16 protein-coding genes are annotated in these 17,664 nt (G+C 60.2%); 6 read left to right on the forward strand and 10 right to left on the reverse strand.

Features of this window, described 5'->3' with window-relative positions; all coding sequences use genetic code 11:
• Positions 1-30 precede the first annotated feature (30 nt).
• The 6 genes from recN to cls form a co-directional block, all read right to left on the reverse strand.
• Entirely contained in the window at positions 31-1,674 is a 1,644-nt protein-coding gene (gene recN / locus ACGHP5_RS09445; RefSeq protein ID WP_337772790.1) for a DNA repair protein RecN, read from the reverse strand.
• 7 nt (positions 1,675-1,681) lie between these two features.
• The gene (gene coaBC / locus ACGHP5_RS09450; protein WP_290533587.1) at positions 1,682-2,899 is read right to left on the reverse strand and encodes a bifunctional phosphopantothenoylcysteine decarboxylase/phosphopantothenate--cysteine ligase CoaBC; all 1,218 of its coding nucleotides are present in this window, start codon (positions 2,897-2,899) and stop codon (positions 1,682-1,684) included.
• Between the two features lie 12 nt (positions 2,900-2,911).
• Positions 2,912-3,244: a DNA-directed RNA polymerase subunit omega gene (locus ACGHP5_RS09455; RefSeq protein ID WP_290533586.1), complete on the reverse strand. Its 333-nt coding sequence runs from the start codon at positions 3,242-3,244 to the stop codon at positions 2,912-2,914.
• 1 nt (position 3,245) lies between these two features.
• Positions 3,246-4,064: an outer membrane protein assembly factor BamD gene (locus ACGHP5_RS09460; protein ID WP_290533585.1), complete on the reverse strand. Its 819-nt coding sequence runs from the start codon at positions 4,062-4,064 to the stop codon at positions 3,246-3,248.
• 258 nt (positions 4,065-4,322) lie between these two features.
• Positions 4,323-4,934: a porin family protein gene (locus tag ACGHP5_RS09465; RefSeq protein ID WP_290533584.1), complete on the reverse strand. Its 612-nt coding sequence runs from the start codon at positions 4,932-4,934 to the stop codon at positions 4,323-4,325.
• 24 nt (positions 4,935-4,958) lie between these two features.
• Positions 4,959-6,323, reverse strand: a complete 1,365-nt coding sequence (cls, locus tag ACGHP5_RS09470; protein WP_337657372.1) for a cardiolipin synthase — start codon at positions 6,321-6,323, stop codon at positions 4,959-4,961.
• Between the two features lie 165 nt (positions 6,324-6,488).
• Here cls and greA point away from each other — a divergent pair, with 165 nt between their 5' ends.
• The 3 genes from greA (at position 6,489) to ACGHP5_RS09485 (ending at position 9,852) form a co-directional block, all read left to right on the forward strand.
• Complete coding sequence (gene greA / locus ACGHP5_RS09475; RefSeq protein ID WP_015547385.1) at positions 6,489-6,965, forward strand: transcription elongation factor GreA; 477 nt, start codon at positions 6,489-6,491, stop codon at positions 6,963-6,965.
• A 128-nt stretch (positions 6,966-7,093) separates the two neighbouring features.
• Positions 7,094-7,432, forward strand: a complete 339-nt coding sequence (locus ACGHP5_RS09480) for a hypothetical protein (RefSeq protein WP_390566364.1) — start codon at positions 7,094-7,096, stop codon at positions 7,430-7,432.
• Positions 7,433-7,542: 110 nt separating this feature from the next.
• On the forward strand, positions 7,543-9,852 hold the full coding sequence (locus tag ACGHP5_RS09485; RefSeq protein ID WP_390566366.1) for a TonB-dependent receptor domain-containing protein: 2,310 nt from the start codon (positions 7,543-7,545) through the stop codon (positions 9,850-9,852).
• A 129-nt stretch (positions 9,853-9,981) separates the two neighbouring features.
• Here the strand turns inward: ACGHP5_RS09485 and mdh are convergent, their stop codons facing one another.
• Positions 9,982-10,923: a malate dehydrogenase gene (mdh, locus tag ACGHP5_RS09490; protein ID WP_295903249.1), complete on the reverse strand. Its 942-nt coding sequence runs from the start codon at positions 10,921-10,923 to the stop codon at positions 9,982-9,984.
• 198 nt (positions 10,924-11,121) lie between these two features.
• A complete protein-coding gene (gene gcvH / locus ACGHP5_RS09495) occupies positions 11,122-11,499 on the reverse strand; it encodes a glycine cleavage system protein GcvH (protein WP_290533579.1) in 378 nt (125 codons plus the stop codon).
• Positions 11,500-11,667: 168 nt separating this feature from the next.
• On the opposite strand from gcvH, the gene ACGHP5_RS09500 reads away from it, so the two are divergent.
• Together ACGHP5_RS09500 and ACGHP5_RS09505 are read left to right on the forward strand one after the other, a co-directional pair.
• On the forward strand, positions 11,668-13,125 hold the full coding sequence (locus ACGHP5_RS09500) for a hypothetical protein (protein ID WP_390566368.1): 1,458 nt from the start codon (positions 11,668-11,670) through the stop codon (positions 13,123-13,125).
• A 4-nt stretch (positions 13,126-13,129) separates the two neighbouring features.
• Positions 13,130-13,744: a hypothetical protein gene (locus ACGHP5_RS09505; RefSeq protein ID WP_290533577.1), complete on the forward strand. Its 615-nt coding sequence runs from the start codon at positions 13,130-13,132 to the stop codon at positions 13,742-13,744.
• A 55-nt stretch (positions 13,745-13,799) separates the two neighbouring features.
• On the opposite strand, the gene ACGHP5_RS09510 is transcribed toward ACGHP5_RS09505, so the two are convergent.
• Positions 13,800-14,549 carry a biotin--[acetyl-CoA-carboxylase] ligase gene (locus ACGHP5_RS09510; protein ID WP_390566370.1) on the reverse strand — a complete coding sequence of 250 codons (750 nt, stop codon included), beginning with the start codon at positions 14,547-14,549 and terminating at the stop codon, positions 13,800-13,802.
• 2 nt (positions 14,550-14,551) lie between these two features.
• Complete coding sequence (locus tag ACGHP5_RS09515; RefSeq protein ID WP_295903235.1) at positions 14,552-15,379, reverse strand: 2,3,4,5-tetrahydropyridine-2,6-dicarboxylate N-succinyltransferase; 828 nt, start codon at positions 15,377-15,379, stop codon at positions 14,552-14,554.
• 85 nt (positions 15,380-15,464) lie between these two features.
• Here ACGHP5_RS09515 and ACGHP5_RS09520 point away from each other — a divergent pair, with 85 nt between their 5' ends.
• Positions 15,465-17,600: a prolyl oligopeptidase family serine peptidase gene (locus ACGHP5_RS09520; protein ID WP_337772947.1), complete on the forward strand. Its 2,136-nt coding sequence runs from the start codon at positions 15,465-15,467 to the stop codon at positions 17,598-17,600.
• Positions 17,601-17,664 lie beyond the last annotated feature (64 nt).

The raw sequence follows: 17,664 nt of genomic DNA on the forward strand, positions 1-17,664 counted from the left end.
CCCGTCACGGATGAAACCGGTTTTGTACGGCTATTTGCCGAGCAGGATGCGGGCCTGGGCCACGGCGGCGTCGGTGATTTCCGAGCCGGAGAGCATCTTGGCGATCTCGGTCACGCGCTCCTCGTCGCCGAGGCGCGTGATGTCGGTGCGTCCGCCGCGCTTGTAGACCACGAAATGCGCCGTGCCCTTCGAAGCGACCTGCGGCAGGTGGGTGATGTCCACCACCTGCATCGAGGCCGAGAGCGAGGCGATGATCTCGCCCATGGCGTCGGCGATGCGGCCCGAAACGCCCGTGTCGATCTCGTCGAAAATGATCGTCGGCAGCTGCATCCGCTCGGCCAGCAGGGCTTTCAGGGCCAGCATCACGCGCGAAAGCTCGCCGCCCGAGGCGATGCGCTCGACGGGCTGCGGCGTCATCCGCGGATTGGCCGTGAAGAGGAACTGCACGCTGTCGCGGCCCGTACGGCCCGGTTCCGCGAGGGGCGTCAGGGCGATGCGGAAAACCGTCTCGGGCATGCCAAGCCGGGCAAGGGTGGTGAGGATGTGTTTCTCGAATCCCGCCGCGGCCTTTTCGCGCGCCTTGTGCAGGCGGTCGGCCAGGGCAGCGACCTTTTCGGTGACTTCGCCGAATGCGGCTTCCGCTTGGGCGATCTCCTCGTCGCTGTGGACGATGGCCGCGAGCTGTGCGGTGCAGCGGTCGCGCACGGCGATCAGTTCCGCTTCGTCCGCCGCGCGGTGTTTCTGTTGCAGGGCGATCAGCGTGTCGAGCCGTGCCGAGCATTTCGCCAGCCGCTCGGGGTCGGCGTCGAGCCGTTCGCATGCGGCGGCGGCCGAGCCGTTGATGTCCTTCAGCTCCTCCAGCACCGAGCGCAGTCGCCCGGCATATTCTCCGGCGGCGGGGTAGTGGCCGCGGATATGGTTGAGTTCGCTCTCCGAACTCTTGAGCTGTGCCAGCACCCCGGTTTCGTCGGCGTCGAAGGCATTGCGCAGCGTGGTCAGCACCTCGCCGATACGGTCGGCGTTTTCGAGCACCGCCAGCTCCTCCTCCAGTTCGGCCTGCTCTCCGGAGCGCAGGTTCGCGGCCGTGAGTTCTTCGGTCTGGAAGCGGAGCCACTCTTCGTCGCGGCGGCCGTTGGCGGCCGCTTCGCGCAGGGCCGTGAGACGGCGGCGCAGTTCGGTCAGGCGGGCATACTGCGCGGCGTACTGCACCAGCAATTCCCCGTTCGCGGCCACGGTGTCCAGCGCCGAGGTCCGGAACTCCTCCGACGAAAGGATCAGGTTCTGGTGCTGCGAGTGGATGTCCAGCAGGCGTGCGCCCAGTTCGCGCAGCTGCGCCAGCTGCACGGGCACGTCGTTGACGAAGGCGCGGCTCTTGCCCGCAGGGGTGATCATGCGCGTCAGGGTCGTTTCGGGGGCGTAGTCGAGGTCGTTTTCGTCGAAAAAACGCTCCAAGCCGCTCCCCGTGAGGTCGAAGGTCCCCTCCACCGTGCAGTTGCGCGCCGTGTCCTTCATGGCCGAACCGTCGTTCTTGGCCCCGAGCAGCAGGCCCAAAGCTCCGAGCAGGATGGATTTTCCGGCTCCGGTCTCACCCGTGATGATGTTCAGGTGCGGGTCCAGCTCCATTTCGAGCTTGTCGATGAGTGCGTAGTTTTCGACCGATAGACGGCGTAGCATGGCGGAATCAGTTTAGGATTTTTTCGATTTTGTCGGCGATGCGTTCGGCGACCTCCCGCTTCGACAGCAGGGGAAGCTCCTCGCGGCCCGCACGGTCGATGAAGGTCACCTTGTTCGTGTCGCCGCGGAAACCGGCTCCGGCGTCGCGCAGCGAGTTGAGGACGATGAAGTCGAAATTCTTCTTTTCGAGTTTGGCTTCGGCGTGCGCCTGTTCGTCGTGGGTTTCTAGGGCGAATCCCACCAGCAGGCGGCCGCCCTTGTGTGCCCCCAGTTCGGCGGCGATGTCGCGCGTGCGGCGCAGGGTGATGCACATCTCGCCGTCGCATTTCCTGATCTTGGTGTCCGAAACCCGGTCGGGGGTGTAGTCGGCCACAGCGGCACACATCACGGCGCCGTCCGCCTCCTCGAAGGCCCGGACCGCGGCGTCGTACATCTCGGCGGCCGAGAGCACGTCCACGCGCTTCACGCCTGCCGGTGTCGGCAGCGAGGTGCGGCCCGTGACGAGCGTCACGCAGGCGCCTCTGTCGGCCAGCTCCCCGGCAATGGCATAGCCCATCTTGCCCGAAGAGTGGTTCGAGATGAACCGTACGGGGTCGATGGCCTCGATCGTGGCTCCTGCCGTGACGATCAGCCGTTTACCTGCGAGGCTCTTTTTTTTTTCGCGGAGAAGACCGCCCACGAATGCGGCGATCGCATCGGGTTCGGCCATGCGGCCCTTGCCCCGAAGGCCGCTGGCCAGTTCGCCTTCACCCGGCTCGACGATATGCACGCCGTGTCGGGCGAGCGTCCGGAGATTCTGCTGCGTGGCCTCGTGGGCGTACATGTCCAGGTCCATGGCGGGAGCCACGGCGACCGGACAGCGGGCCGAGAGGTAGGTTGTCAGCAGCAGGTTGTCGGCGATGCCGGAGGCCATCTTGGCCAGGGTGTTTGCCGTGGCGGGGGCGATCAGGTAGCAGTCGGCCCACTCGCCCAATGACACGTGGGAGTTCCACGCGCCGTTTTCGGGATCGAAGAACTCCACCAGAATCGGGTTCTTCGAGAGCGTGGCCATCGTCAGGGGCGTGATGAACTGCTTGGCCAGCGGGGTCATCACCACGCGCACGTCGGCGCCGGCCGTCTTCAATAAACGACAAAGCACGGCAGCCTTGTAGGCCGCTATGCTGCCCGTGATACCCAACAGTATGTGGCGTCCCGCCAGCGGGGGACACGTGCCCGGGGATGCCATTGCGTACGGATTTTAGATCTCCTTCATCACGCCGTCTCTGCCCTCCTTGTAGACCAGTTCGTGGTCGAGGAACTCCTCGGTGGCGATGATCACCGGTTTGGGCAGGCGCTCGTAATAACGCGAAATCTCGATCTGCTCGCGGTTCTCGAACGTCTCCTCCATGGTGTCGGTGGGCGACGAGAAATCGGCGAGCTTGCGGTTGAGTTCCGTCTTGAGTTCGGTCGAGATCTGGTTGGCGCGGCGGGCGATGATGTTGATGCTCTCGTAGACGTTGCCCGTCTCCCGGTCCAGATCCACCAGCTTGCGCGTGATGGTGTTGTTGGGAATGTTCTTCTTGATTTCCATCTTATATGTTGTTGTCTTTGTTATTGCGGTCGAGGTAGTCGCGCGCCTGCTGGGCCATGCGGTCGAGGCTCTTGATGTGCGCCGATTCGGGGAACTCCTCCTTGAACGAGAGGTAGGAGTCGAGCATCGACAGATAGCGGTCGGTCTGCTTCTCGGAGATCGAGTTGCTGGCCAGGCGGTAGCCCGAGTCGACGATCAGGTACATGATCTCTTCGCGGCGCTTGCTCTCGGGGTATTGTTTCAGCGCGTTCTTGAACGCCACGATCGCCGATTTGTACTTGCCTGTCTTATAATAGGTGTAGGCGTTCAGGTAGGCTTTCTCGTGGAGCCGTTCGGTCAGTTCGGTGTTGATCTTCCGGAAGTCCTCGACGCGGTCGCTCTGCGGATAGCGCGACATGAACTCGTTGATGGCGATCAGCGCGTGTCCGGTCATCGTCTGGTCGCGCGAGGGACCCGGCGAGAGGAAGTAGAAGCAGAGCGCGTACATGCCTTCGGCGTCCTCGATGAAGGCGCTGCGGCCGAATTTGCGGCGGAAGTCGTCCAGCAGGGTCGAAGCCGTGTCGAAATCGCGGTTCTTGTATTTGCAGCGGGCGTTGAAGAACGAGATGCTGTCTTCGCGCGACGTGCCCGTGTAGTAATGCTGCACGCCCTCGAAAAGGGTCGAGGCACGCTGCCATTTCTCCTTCTGGTAATACTCCAGCGCCTTGCTGTAAATCAGTTCGGGCTGCCCGCTTTTCAGAAGGGCGTTCATTCCGGAGCATCCTCCGAGGATGATCGCAACCGCCACTCCGCAAAGGGCGTATAAAAAAGTCTGCTTCATTTATGAATCTTTTACGGCGCTTTATCGCGCAAAGTTACGCATAAATTAACGATTTGCAAAAAAAAATATTGCTCGCGGAGGCCGCGAAGATGCGGTGCGGAGTGTTTTTTCCGGAGGCGCGTGAAAAAGCCCCTGCCGGGACAGGGGCTTGGCAGCGGAACGAGGGTGTCCTGATGACGTTTTGCGGTGAAGTCAACTGACTGATTTACGGTTGCTTATGGGACTGTTGGCGTGTCGGTGCGTTCCCGGCGCCCGGTGTCAGAAGAAAAATCCCAGGGACCCGCCGTAGACGATGTCGTGGGGTACTTTGACGCGTTGGGTGACCCCTTCGGAGGTGAAATTGTGCCATACGCGCGAACGCGGGTAGCCCGAAATGCGGAAGTCGATGAAAAATTTGTGGATGTTGAGGCCCAGTCCGCCCATGACGCCCACGTCGCCGTTGTTGAAGCGGACTTTGAGCAGCTGCGGGACGCTGCTCCGCTCGGATTCCGTGACGCGGAACAGCGCGCCGCCGAACAGGCGCAGCACGCCGAACTGGAAGCCCAGCTGGACGGGGATTTCGAACCGCTCGGTGCGCAGCGTGATGCGGCGGCTTCCGGAGTTCTCGGCCAGCACGTTGTAATTGACGAAGGCGTAGTTCAGCTCCGACTGCAGGTGGAGGTGCTTCGAAAGGTTGAGCCGCAGGACGAACCCCACGTCGTAACCGGCCCGGACGGAACCGGGCGTGAAGCGGGTGTCGCCGATGCGGGTCGGGACGAACGAATAGTCGGCGAAGTTGACGCCGCCGCGTACGCCGACCATCAGGCGTTGGGCGGAGGCCGCGCCGGAGAAGACGAGCGCAGCGAGGAGGGTGAAGACCAGGTGTTTCATAAGACGTTGATGTTTAGGACGGGATCACATCAGGGGTGACACGAGCCGGAGCACGTCGCCCAGCGTCCGGCGCCACAGCGGCGGCCTCCATTCGGCACGCGTGATGCGTCGGCACGAGGCGAGGTCGTCGTCGAAGGTCGCCGCCAGCTGCCGGACCGTCTCGCGGCCGCGGATGAAGGCCGTGACTTCGAGGTTGTCCGCCAGGCTGCGGTAGTCCATGTTCGCGGTTCCGACCGACGCCAGCGTGTCGTCGACGATCACCAGTTTGGCGTGCAGGAATCCGTTGTCGTAGCGGTAGAGTTCGACTCCGGCGTCGAGCAGGTCCGCGACGTAGGAGTCGGACACGAGGTCCGAGAACGGCGAGTCGCTGCACGTCGGGATCATCACTTCGACCCGGATGCCGCCCCGCGCCGCCAGCCGCAGCGCGTCGAGGATCAGCGTCGGGGGCAGGAAGTAGGGTGAGCAGATGCGCACCCGCTGCCTGGCCCGGACGACGGCCGCTGCGAAAGCCTCGGCGATGGTCAGCCGCGAGGGGCCCTCTTCGGACCAGGCCAGCTGGATCGGCAGGCGCTGCCGGATGCCGTGCGGGGCGACGTAACGGCGCAGGTCGAGACATTCGTCCGTGACCCGCGCCCAGTCGGCGATGAAGAGCCGCTGCAAGTCCTTCACGGCGTCGCCCTCGATGCGGAGGTGCTCGTCGCGCCACTTGCCCATGTAATCTCCGTCGAGGTAGTATTTCGCAATATTTATGCCACCCAGAAAGGCGACGCGGCCGTCCGTAACGACTATTTTCCGGTGGTTGCGGCGCGAGACGCGCGTGGTGAACCACGGGAAGCGCACCGGCTCGAAGGCGGCCGTGCGGACCCCGGCGTCGTGCATGCGGCGCAATGTCGTGTGGCTCAGCCGCCACGAGCCTACGGCGTCGTAGATGACGCGCACTTCCAGCCCGGCGCGGGCCTTGCGGATCAGGATTTCGGCGATGGTGCGCCCGATGCGGTCGTCGCGGATGATGTAGTATTCCATGTGGATCGAGCGGACGGCGTGTTGCAGGGCGGTGATCAGCGCCGTGAAGGCGTTGCTGCCGTTGTGCAGCAGGCTGACGCTGTTGCGGGGCGTGGGACGGGTTCCGCAGCCGCGGGCGACGATCTGTTCCACGATGTCTCCCCGGCAGTCGCAAGGCTCTGCCGCCGGGGCCGCACGGCGGTATCCGGCCAGCACGTAAAGCAGCGTGCCGGCGACGGGAAGCAGGAAGACCAGCGCCAGCCAGGCGGCCGCCGAGGCCGGTATCCGTTGGCGGCGCGTGATGACGAGGGCCGCGCCGAGCGTCCACAGCAGATGAAGCGTAAGGGCGATGTACATACCCCGCACGCCGGGCACGATCCGTGCCACGGAACGCGAAAAAAGATTTGGAAATATGGATTTTACTTCCTATCTTTGTCTATGCAATAGCAACGGGGTTCTGACCTTTTCGGGTCAGGATTCTTATTTTTTACGTTTTATTCGGTTTTTGGAATTTCCGGCTTCCGGCGGGAGATTCCGGAGAGTTATTGAATTATGGCACAAGAGATTATTTACCTGACAGCGGAGGGCTACAAGAAAATCAAGGACGAGCTCGAACACATGCGTTCCGTCGAGCGTCCGGCGATTTCGGCGGCGATCGCCGAAGCGCGTGACAAGGGCGACCTTTCGGAGAATGCGGAGTACGATGCCGCCCGTGAGGCGCAGGGGCTGCTGGAAATGCGTATCGCCAAACTGGAGGATACGATGGCCAACGCCCGCGTGATCGACGAGTCGAAGATCGACAAGAGCAAGGTGCAGATTCTGAGTAAGGTGACGCTTCTGAACCACAACAACCAGAAGCAGATGACCTACACGATCGTCGCCGAGCACGAGGCGAACCTGCGCGAAGGCAAGCTGGCGATCGGTACGCCCATCGCCAAGGCGCTGCTGGGCCGCAAGAAGGGCGACCGCGTGGACGTGGAGGTTCCGGCCGGCACGATCCATTTCGAGATCCTCGACATCAGCATTTAAGCCGCCCGGCTTTTTCCGGGGGCGTCCGCTTCCCCCGGGGGTTGCCGGACAGGACATACATCCTCATTTGTAGGTATTTTTTGCAGGGACCGTTTGCCGCGGTCCCTTTTTTTCGTATCTTCGCAACCGTGAAGAAAGCGCAACATTTTCTCAAACAATGTTATGCAGCGTTCCTGCTGACCGTTCTGCTCGCGGCCTACGCGGGGCAGAAGGTGCATATCTACCTGGAGGACCACGTCCATTTCGCGGCTTTCAGCGGCGACCTGGTCCCCGATAACGGCGCTGTCGAGCAGGTCGTCGAGTTCTGCATCATCGACGATTTCTATTTCTTCCCCTACCTGGCCGAAATCCAGCCCCCGCACGAATTCTACGCCGAGGTGCTGGCCGTGCTGTTGCCCGAAGCCACGCGCTGCAAATGCGCGGCCGAGGTTTCGCTCTTCTCCCTGCGGGCGCCTCCGGCGGTGTGATCCCGTTTTTCGGCATGCCGGACCGGTTTTCCAAGGCAAAATCCGGCCGCATGCGGCAAGCCTTTTCCGCATACAGAAGCGGAGTCACCCACATTTTATGTAATTTTCGTATGAAGCGATATATCCTGTCGGCACTCTTTCTCGTGTGCCTGCACGTCTGCGGAGCGTATGGCTCCGAAGCGCCGCGCAAAAGCACGGACGCGAACCTTTTCGGCCACGTCGTGGACCGTGAAACCCGTGAACACATTCCCTACGCCTCGGTGGCTGTCGTCGGCACGGCTTTCGGCACGACGACCGACGCCTCGGGGCACTATTTCCTGAAAAACCTTCCCGAGGGCGAGCTGACGCTCGAAGTCCGCGCGCTGGGCTACGCTGCCGGACGGATGACCGTCGCGCTCGAACGGGGCGAGACCCGGGAACTCAACTTCGAGGTGGCGCAGAGCGGCATTTCGATGGACGAAGTGGTCGTCTCGGCCAGCCGCTCGGAGACGCTGCGGCGCGAAGCTCCGGCGCTGGTGAGCGTACTGGACGCCGGCCTGTTCGAGCGGGCCAACGCCTCGTGCCTGGCCCAGGGCCTCTCGTTCCAGCCCGGCGTGCGCGTCGAGGACGACTGCCAGAACTGCGGCTTCACGCAGGTCCGCATCAACGGTCTCGACGGCCATTATTCGCAGATTCTGGTCGACTCGCACCCGGTTTTCTCGTCCCTGACGGGCGTCTACGGACTGGAGCAGATTCCGGCCAACATGATCGAGCGGGTCGAGGTGCTGCGCGGCGGCGGGTCGGCGCTCTTCGGGTCGTCGGCCATCGGCGGCACGATCAACATCATCACCCGTGAGCCGACGCGCAGTTCGGCCCAGCTGTCGCACACGCTGACTTCGGTCGGGGGCAGCAGTTCCTATGACAATAATACGATGCTCAATGCTTCGATCGTCTCCGAGAGCGGCCGTGCGGGCATCAGCGTCTTCGGGCAGAGCCGCCACCGTTCGGGCTACGACCACGACGGCGACGGATTCACCGAGCTGCCCGTCATCAGCAGCCAGTCCGTGGGCATGCGCTCGTTTTTCCGCACGGGGGCCTATTCGCGCATCACGGCGCAGTACCACCACATCGACGAATACCGCCGGGGCGGCGACCTGCTGAAGCAGCCTCCCCACGAAGCCTTCGTCGCCGAGCAGACCGACCACGCGATCGACGGCGGAAGCCTTTCGTTCGACATCTCGTCGGCCGACCGCAGCAACCGCTTCAATGCCTACGCCTCGTTCCAGAACACGGCCCGCAAGAGTTATTACGGCAGCAGGCAGGACCTCGACGCCTACGGCACGACGCACGATCTGACCCTCGCCGCGGGCATGCAGTATGTCCATGCCTTCCGCAAACTGCTGTTCATGCCTTCGGAACTGACGCTCGGCACGGAGTACAGCTACGACGATCTTTCGGACCGTTCGGTCGGCTACGACATCCGCACCGACCAGACGGTGCACATCGTCGGGACCTATCTCCAGAACGAATGGAAGACCCGGAAATGGTCGTTGCTCATCGGCGGCCGTCTCGACAAGCACAACCTCGTGGACCATGCGATCTTCAGCCCCCGGGCCAATGTCCGTTTCAATCCTTCGGAGTCGGTGAACCTGCGCGTGAGCTATGCCGGGGGTTACCGTGCCCCGCAGGCTTTCGACGAGGACATGCACATCGCCATCGTGGGCGGCGAGCGGGTCCGCATCCGGCTCTCCGACGACCTCAAGGAGGAGCGTTCGCACAGCGTGAGCCTTTCGGCCGACCTTTACCACTCCTTCGGAAGCGTGCAGACCAACCTGCTCGTCGAGGGATTCTATACCAAGCTCGACGACGTGTTCGCTCTGCGCGACATCGAGGATACGGCCGACGGCGGCAAGCTCAAGGAACGCTACAACGGTTCGGGCGCCACGGTGCGCGGTCTGAACGCCGAAGGCCGGGCGGTTTTCACCCGCTGGTTCGAACTGCAGGCGGGCGTGACGTGGCAGCGGAGCCGCTATGCCGAGCCTGAATACTGGAGCGAGGACAAAACGGTGCCGCCCGTGCGCCGGATGTTCCGCACGCCCGACATTTACGGTTATTTCACGGCGTCGCTGAAGCCCCTGCGCAATTTCGCAGCCGACGTGACGGGAACATGCACGGGCGGGATGCTCGTGCAGCACATGGCCGGGTCGGGCGTGGAGCGGGACGTGGCCGTCACGACGCCTGCGTTCTGCGACGTGAACCTGCGTCTGGCCTACGACCTGCGGGTCTACAAGGAGATCACCCTCCAGTTTTACGGCGGCGTGCAGAACCTGTTCAACGCTTACCAGAAGGATTTCGACAAGGGCGTGGACCGCGACTCGGGCTACATCTACGGGCCTTCGATGCCCCGCAGCTGGTTCATCGGCGCGAAGGTCAGCTTCTGACCCTCCTTTCCGGGTACGAAAAAGCCGCTCCGAATCGCTCGGAGCGGCTTTTTGTAACGGGTTCCTTGGGTCTTGCAGGACGGGCTTTCCGTTTTCCGGTCTGCCTGTCTCTGCCCCCCCCCTCCCGGTTTAGAGCGCCTTGATCTCGTGCAGGACGTTGTTCGTCTTGCGGACGGCCTCGGCCGAAGCGGCGAACTTCTCGGCCTCTTCCTTCGTGAGGTCGATCTTCACGATCTTCTCGATGCCCTTGCGGCCGATGATCGCGGGAACGCCGATGCAGATGTCCTTCTGGCCGTACTCGCCGTCGAGGTAGCAGCAGCAGGGGACCATCTTCTTCTGGTCGTTGAGAATGGCCTCGACCATCATCGCTGCGCCTGCGCCGGGAGCGTACCATGCCGAAGTGCCGATGAGTTTGGTCAGCGTGGCTCCGCCGACCATCGTGTTGGCGACGGCCTCTTCGAGCTTTTTCTTCGAAGCGAACTGCGAAACGGGGACGCCGTTGACCGTAGCTTTCGACACGAGCGGAATCATCGTCGTGTCGCCGTGGCCGCCGATGACCATGCCGTCGACGTTGTTGATGTTAGCGCCCGTGGCCTTGGCCAGGTAGCACTTGAAACGTGCCGAGTCCAATGCGCCGCCCATGCCGATGATGCGGTTCTTCGGGAGTCCCGAAGCCTTCAGGGCCAGGTAGGTCAGCGTGTCCATCGGGTTGGCCACCACGATGATGATGGCGCGGGGCGAGTACTTGATGACGTTCTCGATCACGCCCTTCATGATGCCGGCGTTCGTGCCGATCAGCTCCTCGCGGGTCATGCCCGGCTTGCGGGGAATGCCCGAGGTGATGACCACCACGTCCGAATTGGCCGTCGTCTTGTAGTCGTTGGTTGCGCCTACGACCTTCGTGTCGAAATCCATCAGCGTCGAGCACTGGTACATGTCCAGCATCTTGCCTTCCGAGAGACCCTCCTTGATGTCGATGAGGACCACTTCGCTCGCCACCTCGCGGCAAGCCATCACGTTTGCACAGGTTGCACCTACGGCGCCTGCACCTACGACAGTAACTTTTGACATAATGTTGTTTTTATTAAATATGTTTGTTCTTTTTTAATCCCGCTCTCTGAAATCCTTGCCGCCTTGTCGCCGCCTTTGGCGTCGTTTGCAAGTCTGACCCCACCCCAAACCCCTCCCTCGGGAGGGGCTTATCGCATGCGACCGGAATTTCAGTCCGAAAACCATCCGCCTTGGCGGGGACTTTATCCGAAGGGCTTCCTATCCGATCAGTTTCTCGTAGTCGGCGGCGGAGAGCAGGGCGTCGTATTCGGCCGGATCCGACATTTTGACTTTCACGAGCCAGCCTTCGCCGTAGGCGTCGCGGTTGACGACGGCGGGATCGGCGTCCACAGCCTCGTTGAATTCCACGATCTCGCCGCCCACCGGAAGGAACGCGTCGCTCACGGTCTTCACGGCCTCGATCGAGCCGAAAACCTCGCCTGCGGCGAGCGTTTCGCCCACGGTCGGAACATCGACGAAAACGATGTCGCCCAACTGGCTCTGGGCAAAGTCGGTAATGCCGATAACGGCCGTGTCACCCTCGATGCGGCACCACTCGTGGTCGCTGGAGTATTTCAGATTTGCAGGTACGTTCATAATATCCTTAAAATTTGATTTGAATTAGGCTGTTTTACGATGCAAATATAACTGTTATTTCTGTAACAGCAAAAGACTTTCACACTATTTTGCCATATATTTTTTCCTGCGGCAGATTTTGAATTGTCGTTGTAATTGACTATATTTGAAACATATCGTTAGTTGCTTATGAAGCCGAACTTTTTACCCGCTACATTATTGCTGATTCTGACCGTTTCCTGTGTCCTGTTTTCCTGTTCGGAGAGATTGCAGGTTTCCGGAACGACATCGCCCGACAAGCGGTCGGGTTTTTCTCTTGCGGAGATAAAACGATCTTTCGAGTCGGATTACGCGGGCATGCCGCAGACTCGGGCGGATGGGGAATTCGATGAATCCGAAATCCTGTCGCCGGGCTGGATAATTCCCTTGTGGGATTCCGTTTCGGTTTATTACGGCGAACATCTGTTTCAGGCCGGCGTTGTGTTCGAAGCCCGGTATGGATACCGTTTGCTGCGTTGGGGCGATACTGGCCAGCCAGAACTTTTTCCGATGCCGAGTCGTTTGATTGTGCTGAAAGATCCCGACACCGATGAAACGGCATCCTATCTGCGGTTTTTAATTCCGGAGGCGAATGATGTTGCATCGGATGCCGGGACGGGATTTTCGGGATTGGTTCTCTATACGATGCTTTCGGGTTGTCCGGTCAGCGTTGGTAAGTTCAGCGACGGCGTTCTGTCCGGGTCGGCATCGCTTTGGGATGATTCCCGGACCAGAGAAGAGGTCGTCGACGAAATGGTTGGACTCTTGCAGGGTATATATGTCGCACGGGTTCGGTCGAGGGCTTCTACACGGGCGATCATACCACCCGTGGAGATTGTGGGAAAAAGGGTAATCGTGGTCAATGTCAAAGAGTTGTTGAATGAGATTATCCCGCCGATTGAACCTCCGTTGGAAGGCATTGGCGGTGGCGATGACGGTAGCGGTAACATTGGCGGCAGCGGCGGCGGAAATTCTGATTCGGGAGGAGATTCCGGTGCGGCTTATCCGAACAATACCAAGATAACGATGGATAAGCCGGAAGTTAGAGCGGTACTCGATTCCTTATATAACGATTGTATGGGACAGTTGCTGATCAATGCCATCGGAGCGCCTGTTGCTATCTCATCCGGATATTTGGCGCCGTCTAAAATAACTCCTGTTGTCTATGATCTGCCTACGGGACCATTGATTTCCGGTTATAATGTAGAGATGGGTTACCGGTGCGACCCGCTGTCGGTTATGGAAGAACTGATGCATGTTTACCAATACCAGAAGCAGGGCTTGGTTGACTTCCGGAACGCAAAGATAAATAATGAGGTCGAAGCCAAACTCGCATGGTATATGTATCGGGAGAGAACCGGGTGCAAAATAAGTATTGGAAATGCTCTCGGCGGACATGAGGGTATAAGGTTTTTCAAAAATATGGGGGAGCGTGTTCTCGCAAACGACCTGGAAAGTCCTGCATTTACCGATGCCTATGAAGGTGCCGTCGGCGCACTGCGAAATACCAAGACATCCTATCGGGACGAAGATCGTTATCCGTTCGATCCGGGTAAAATAAATGTAGAAAACTTATTGGAATTATTGAAGGATTGTATAAATAAATAGGATGATGAAAAATTATATCTTGCTGTTGGCATTGACCTTTGCGACCGGAGCTTATTGCGAAAACCCATATCAAGACGGCTCTACTGTTACTGCGAATGGAATAACCTTTAAAGTTGAAAATGATAAATTTGGCTTTGCTTTGTCAAATACAGCCAATATTTATAGTCACGAATCTAACTGGCGCTATAAAGATGGTCGAAAACTGGAGACGGAAGACGAATATGCTGTTATAGACGGCACTATGAAGCCGGGGGGCGAAAACCTGGCATTCCGCAAGTCTTTTTTGGACGCGGATATCGAGTCCTTGCGTTCTTATAAGCACAGCCCCATGACGATTTTCTATGTGGTCGGTCCCGACGGCGATACGCTGGAAGTTACATTTATCATGGATGCTGTTCCGGAACTTCTGTCTCTGCCTCCGGAAACCTTTGCGCTGTTGGAGCAGAATCTGAAAAAATACGTGAAATGGGAGGTCAACGTGTATGGGCAACAGCTTGAATTTATGCAAGCTATAAGTCCTGTGCACTTTCAAAAAGTTCCGCTCAATAGCGAGGTTCCCCAAAGAAATCCGGATATTTCGTTTGATTCTGATTTGGAGCTTGAAATTGAGGGAAATTAGTTTGGCTGGATCGAATGAACTGTTTTGAAGTCGATAAATCAGGTGCTTATAGTAATTAAGTAAGTTCCTGCCGTAAATTACTGTGTTTTTCAATCACGAATTCGATCTCCTTGAACAGATATTCCCGGAGCGTGCCGTCGGCGTGCCGCAGCAGCAGTTCGCCCGTGGGGCGCACGCCCTCGATTGCGGCCTCGGTCGGCGTGCCGTCGGGGTAGCGGAACGTATGCCGTTTGCCCAGCCGGTACATCCGTTCGCGGTAGTCGCGCTGGAGGGTTTCCCGTTCGCCCAGCTCGAGCTGGGCGTAGCGGATGCCGATGTGGCGGCGGAAGGCTTCGAGCACCTCGCCGCGGTCGAACGTGCGTCCCGCGACCATGGCCATCGACACGGGGTTCGGAAGCGCGGGGTCGAACTCCGTCTGGTTGACGTTGATGCCGATTCCGACGATCGTGCGGGCGAGCGTCCGGCCGGAGTAGCTGTGCTCGATCAGGATGCCGACCAGCTTTTTGTCCCCGGCGTAGATGTCGTTGGTCCACTTGATGCGCGCCGCGATGCCGAACTGCGCGAAGGTGTCGGTGAGGGCGAGGGCCACGGCTTCGTTGAGCAGGAACTGTTCGCCGGCGGGCAGGAACCGGGGCTCGAGCACCAGCGAGAAGGTGAGGTTCAGCCCCTCGGCGCTCGACCATCTGTGGCCCCGCTGGCCGCGGCCGGCGGTCTGCCGCTCGGCCCAGACGATGTCGCCGTGGCGGTATTTCGCGTCGCGGGCGTCGTCGTTGGTCGAGGTGGTTTCTTCGATGCGGTAGATCATCCCTATACCGATACGCCGAAGTCGCGCAGGGCGTCGTTCAGCGAGGTTTTCTTGTCGGTGGACTCTTTGCGCCGGCCGATGATCAGCGCGCACGTGACGCTGTATTCGCCTGCCGGGAACTGTTTGCGGTAGCTCCCCGGGACCACCACCGAGCGGGGCGGCACGTAACCCTTGTAGGTGACGGGCTCGGGTCCCGTGACGTCGATGATGTGCGTCGAGCCGGTGATCACGGTGTTCGAGCCGAGCACCGCCTCGCGGCAGACGTGCGCCCCCTCGACCACGATGCAGCGCGAGCCGATGAAGCAGCTGTCCTCGATGATCACGGGCGCGGCCTGCACGGGTTCGAGCACGCCGCCGATGCCCACGCCGCCCGAGAGGTGGACGTGTTTGCCGATCTGGGCGCAGGAGCCCACCGTGGCCCACGTGTCGACCATCGTGCCGGTGTCGACGTAGGCGCCGATGTTCACGTACGAGGGCATCAGGATGGCTCCCGGGGCGATGTAGGCGCCGTAGCGCGCCACGGCCTGGGGCACGACGCGCACGCCCAGCTCCTCGTAGCCGTGCTTGAGTTCCATCTTGTCGTACCATTCCAGCTCCCCGGCCTCCATCTTGCGCATGGGCTGGATCGGGAAGTAGAGGATCACGGCTTTCTTGACCCACTCGTTGACTTTCCACTCGCTTTTGGCCGGGTCGACGGGTTCCGCCGTGCGGAGTTCGCCCTTGTCCACCAGTCCGACGACCTGCCGTACGGCCTGCTGCGTGGCAGGGTCCTGGAGCAGCGCGCGGTCGTCCCACGCCTGCTCGATTATCGTTTTGAGTTCGTTGTACATAGTCTGTTGTTTTCGATAGGCAAAATTACTGAAAATATCGAATTTTTCATAACTTTGTCCCGATCATTACCCAAACGGTTCAATTATGAAGCATTTTTCCTACAAAGTCGCCGTCCTGCTCGGAGCAGCGGCGGTGGCGGCAAGTTGCGGCAACATGAAACAGATAAAGCATCAGCCTTACCCCGAGACCGGGCGCGGCGACGTGGTTGACAACTATTTCGGCACGGAGGTTCCCGACCCCTACCGCTGGCTCGAGGATGACAATTCCGAGGCCACGGCCGCATGGGTCGCCGCCGAGAACGCCGTGACGCAGGACTACCTTTCGCAAATTCCGTTCCGCGGAGCCATTCGCGAGCGGCTGACCGAGTTGTGGAACTACGCCAAGGAGAGCGCCCCGCGCAGGCACGGCGACTGGTGGTACTATACCTATAACGACGGTCTGCAGAATCAGTCGGTGATCTACCGCACGAAGAATCCGGGTGAGGCCGGCGAGGTGTTCCTCGATCCCAATAAGCTTTCCGACGACGGTACGGTGGCCCTGGCCGCCATGTCGTTTTCGAAAGACGGCCGCTGGTTCGCCTATTCGGCCGCCGCGTCGGGTTCGGACTGGGTCGTGATCCGCGTGATGGACACCGCCGACAAGTCGCTCGCTGCCGACAAGATCGAGTGGGTGAAATTCTCGGGTGCACGGTGGGCCCCCGATTCCAAGGGGTTCTATTACAGCGCTTACGACGCTCCGAAACAAAACGCCTACTCTTCCAAGAACGAGTTCCAGAAGGTTTATTACCACGCGCTGGGTACGCCCCAGTCGGCCGACAAGCTCGTCTACGAGGACCGGGAGCACCCGCTGCGCTACTTCTCGGCATGGCCTTCGGAAGACGGCAAATGGCTCTTCGTCGTGGCGTCGGAGGGTACGTCGGGAACGGAGGTTCTTTATAAGAGGGTATCGGACCCGAAATTCCGCGTTCTGCTGCCGGGCTTCGAGGCGGATTATTCGCCCGTCGACTGCAAGGACGACCGGCTCTACTACGTGACCAACAAGGACGCGTCGAACTACGCGCTGATGAAGGTCGATCTGAACCGTCCCGGGATGATCGAAACGGTGATTCCCGAGAGTGAAAAGAACCTGCTCGAAGACGTCGGCACGGGAGGCGGTTATCTGTTCGCCTCTTATCTGGAGAATGCGCAGAACCGGGTTCGCCAGTACACCTACGACGGCAAACCGGTGCGGACGGTCGACCTGCCCGCCATCGGTACGGTCGGCGGTTTCGGCGGCAAGGACGAGGATACGGAATTCTACTATACGCTGGCCAACTACACGGCGCCCGCCACGATCTACAAATACGACATCGCTTCGGGTGAATCGAAGCTCTATAAAGCTCCGGAGGTGAATTTCGATCCTTCGCTGTTTGTCACCGAGCAGGTGTTCTACACCTCGAAGGACGGTACGAAGGTTCCGATGTTCATCACCCGGCGCAAGGACATGAAACGCGACGGCAAGAATCCCTGCCTGCTCTATGCCTACGGCGGTTTCCAGATCAACCTCACGCCCGGTTTCAACCCCTCGGCGCTGATGTTCGTCGAGCAGGGCGGCGTCTACTGCGTGGCCAACCTGCGCGGCGGCTCGGAGTATGGCGAGGAGTGGCACAAGGCCGGCATGCTCGAAAACAAGCAGAACGTCTTCGACGACTTCATCGCCGCCGCCGAGTACCTGATCGCCGGGAAATACACGTCGACGGACAAGCTGGCCATCCACGGCGGCTCGAACGGCGGCCTGCTGGTCGGCGCCTGCGAGGTGCAGCGCCCGGACCTCTACGCCGTGTGCCTCCCGGCCGTGGGCGTGATGGACATGCTCCGCTACCATAAATTCACCATCGGCTGGGGCTGGGCCGTGGAGTACGGTTCGTCGGAGAATGAGGAGCAGTTTTCGTATATTTACAAGTACTCTCCGCTCCATAACATAAAGGAGGGTGTGAAATACCCCGCGACGCTGGTGACTACCGCGGACCACGACGACCGTGTCGTTCCGGCCCACTCGTTCAAGTTCGCGGCCACGATGCAGCACGCCCAGGCGGGCGACGCTCCGATCCTGATCCGCATCGATTCGAAGGCGGGCCACGGAGCCGGCAAACCCACCTCGAAGCGCATCGACGAGGCGGCCGACATGTATGCGTTCCTGTTCCAGAACATCGGCGTGCCGTATCGGGAAATTGAGAATTAGAAAACGGGCATTCAAAGCTGGAAAGCTGAAAAGTTGGAAGTGGAGAGTTGAACGTTTTTTGTCA

This window comes from Alistipes sp. i18-0019-D1, assembly GCF_042852885.1.
Classification (GTDB): domain Bacteria; phylum Bacteroidota; class Bacteroidia; order Bacteroidales; family Rikenellaceae; genus Alistipes.